3 protein-coding genes are annotated in these 2,793 nt (G+C 44.1%); all 3 read right to left on the reverse strand.

Annotated elements, in window-relative coordinates:
• Nucleotides 1–85 precede the first annotated feature (85 nt).
• The 3 genes from NW212_RS15075 to NW212_RS15085 all read right to left on the reverse strand — a co-directional run bounded on the left by NW212_RS15075 (nt 86) and on the right by NW212_RS15085 (nt 2,715).
• Nucleotides 86–1,933 (reverse strand): IS66 family transposase, encoded by a 1,848-nt coding sequence (locus NW212_RS15075; RefSeq protein ID WP_258339434.1) that lies wholly within the window; start codon nt 1,931–1,933, stop codon nt 86–88.
• Nucleotides 1,934–2,023: 90 nt separating this feature from the next.
• Nucleotides 2,024–2,356: an IS66 family insertion sequence element accessory protein TnpB gene (tnpB, locus tag NW212_RS15080; protein WP_072530537.1), complete on the reverse strand. Its 333-nt coding sequence runs from the start codon at nt 2,354–2,356 to the stop codon at nt 2,024–2,026.
• A complete protein-coding gene (locus NW212_RS15085; RefSeq protein ID WP_258339435.1) occupies nt 2,350–2,715 on the reverse strand; it encodes a hypothetical protein in 366 nt (121 codons plus the stop codon). Before NW212_RS15085 ends, tnpB begins: the two co-directional genes overlap by 7 nt.
• Between the last annotated feature and the right edge of the window lie 78 nt (nt 2,716–2,793).

A 2,793-nucleotide genomic window follows, 5' to 3' on the forward strand; every position in this document is an offset into this window, starting at 1 on the left:
GTAAACTTCCAATTTTAGGGCACCCCTTTTTAGACGGGCGCCAGCAGGCACCCGTCTAAAAAAGAGTCCACAAATTTAACGATTATTATTTGCATATTGTCATGGGAAGCAGGTTTTCGTAATCCGTTCTTCCCTTTTTTAATTCTCTGAGCAGCCTGCAGAAGTAATCCCTGAAGGAGACACCTACCTGTTTGCAGGTTTCTATAAAGGTATTATAGATTGCGGAGTTCTGTATTCCTTTCACGCTTCCGAAGAACAGACTGTTCTTTCGTTGGACAGTGATTGGTCTTATCGCTCTTTCAGCCGCCATATTGTCTATTGAGTATTCTCCATCGTTTCTGTAGGCGAAGATCTGATTCCAGAAGTTCTTCAGATACTTAAGGGCCTTGCCCATAAGTTCACTTCGGCTCTCATCCGGATTTGCAAGCAGATCATAAAGCTCTGTCCTTATCTTATCAATGATTTCCGTCGTTTCCTTACTGTTTCTTCTGTGGTAAATCTCGTCTGCGGTAAGTTTTTCCCGGCGGTAAGTATCTTCCATGCCGTATAACTTTCCTATCAGCTCAAGGAAGATTCTTGCCTGCAGGCTTCCCTGGTCGAAGGCATACTTGAACTTGGCCCTTGCATGAGCCAGACAACAGAGATGCTCTATATCCATAAGTTCGTTGTCAAGATACATATATACGTTATAACCGTCACTCTGCAGTGATTTGATTTTTGCATCACCAAGGAACTCCTTCAACACATTTCTGCTCCTTCCTCCATGTTTCTGCAAACCTTCATCGTCCGTTGTGTCCTCATAAAAGAAGATGACAATACGGGCTTTTCTGTTTACCAGACACCACATATAGGTCTTGCGTTTCTTATTGTAAGCGTGGTAACGAAGCCATGTCTCGTCCACATTCACGTTCGCACCGTCCTGAAGGGCAATCTTCTTGAGGGCAGGTATCAGCTTATTGAGTTGCATTGCACCTTTGTCGGCCCAGTTCAGCAGGTTCTGGACAGAAGTGTTCCAGTCCATATCCGACAGACGGTTTTTAGCTTCCCTGTATGCTGGCGTTGACATCTGGAAGCGGTTGAACATAAGATACGAGAGCATGTTTGCCGTAATGCTTGTACCCGGTACAATCTCATTGTAGATGTCAGCCCGGGCGTCATCTTTCATGGGAAGGAACATGCTTTCAATCCTGCCGTCGGCATGCTTTACCTTAAGCACTTCAAAGTGATGTTCCTCAATATGGCTCACGATATTTCTTATTTTACGATAGCTCGATGATATCACTACAGACCCCTCAGGAAGCATTGTATAATCGGACTTGTGTATTATCGGGGTGCCTACACAGTTCTTGTTGTATCTCATCCCTTTTCTATACGGTCTTTCCTTGGAATGAGGAGTGGCCGGAGTATCCTGCGTGTCGCATGATGCGGAAGGCTCTGACTGTGGAACTTCACCAGCCGGAGCAGTGGGAGTACCGTCAAAGTCATCCTTGTCGTCATGCTTTCCTTTTACGACCTTTTTGCGGTCAATGCCTTTAAGGCTTTTGGATGAAGCGTAAGTCTGGTTATTCATAAGTGAAAGACGCTCGACAAGGGCGTTATGCTTTTTCTCAAGCTTTTTGTATTCCTTGTCGCGGAGCTTGCATTCAATGGCAGCCTTCTCAGCCTTGCTGTTTGCCTTAAGCAGGGCATCTGTAAGGGAATCAATCTTACGGTTGGCGTCCTTCAGGTCTTTTCCTATTTCATCAAGTCGTGCTATCATTTCATCAAGCTGCTTGCTCTTGTTCTGATTCTCTTCAAACAGGAACAGGGCGAACCTCTTTATCTGCTCATTATCCATACCTTCAAGGGGTGTATGCTCCTTTTCAGGCCTGTTCATCATCTCTTCAAGATGCTTCTGTCTGAGTATGTGTTCTATAAGTTCCTCTGTTTCCATGTTCTCTAAATTTTATGTAAAGATACTCATTTTCAGTGAGATACGCAAATGTTTAGAGAGCTTTTATTGCTGATATTCAGAGTTTTATCATTAAATTCTTATGCTCGTTATTACCGGAGTTTCAAGTATCGTGACCAGGTCTTTCCAGTCTATCTTATACACTGTCACGTCATCCTTGCGCTCTATCCTCATGAACCTGTAGCCCTTTATGAAGGACTTCTCATGAAGATAATAGGCATTGCGCTCATAGTGTATCATGCGAACCTTGCGCTGGTCTTTAGACATGAACATGTAAACATCGCCGTTCATCGGGTCACGGTGGTACCTGCCGCGGATTATCTCACATATACGCTGAGCCTTGCATCTCATATCGTGAAGTTCAGGAAGATAATAGAAGTTATGCAGTCCGTTAATACTTAGCATAAGCCCTCCAGTTTCTCCACCAGTGTTTTCAGCCCCTGATAGTCTAAGCCTTTCTTCTGTATGCACAAGCCCTCACGGGTTCTTATCGTCACCATAATGCTTCCTTTATGGGGAGTTGTACGTTTGGGCTTGTCTTTAGCAACCTCCTGCCGTTCTTCATTGCCTGTCCGAATCAGCTCTTCCGGAATTCCTTCCACTTCTACAGATACAACCTTTTTCTGTGTCTTCTTGAACCAGTCATAGAATGCCGTGTATGGAATATTGTTGCCAATGCAGAATGAGTTGATGGAAACTCCTTTGGGTTCGCCCTCGGTCTTGTAGAGGAACCACAGTCTTTCAAAATCTTTTTCGCTAAACATAATCTTTCGAGTTTTAAGTTTAGCACGAAGGTAAAGGAAAGGGACATACTAGTCAATACGCCAATTTTGGAAGCTTAC

It is taken from the genome of Bacteroides sp. ET225, assembly GCF_024733745.1.
GTDB lineage: Bacteria > Bacteroidota > Bacteroidia > Bacteroidales > Bacteroidaceae > Phocaeicola > Phocaeicola excrementipullorum.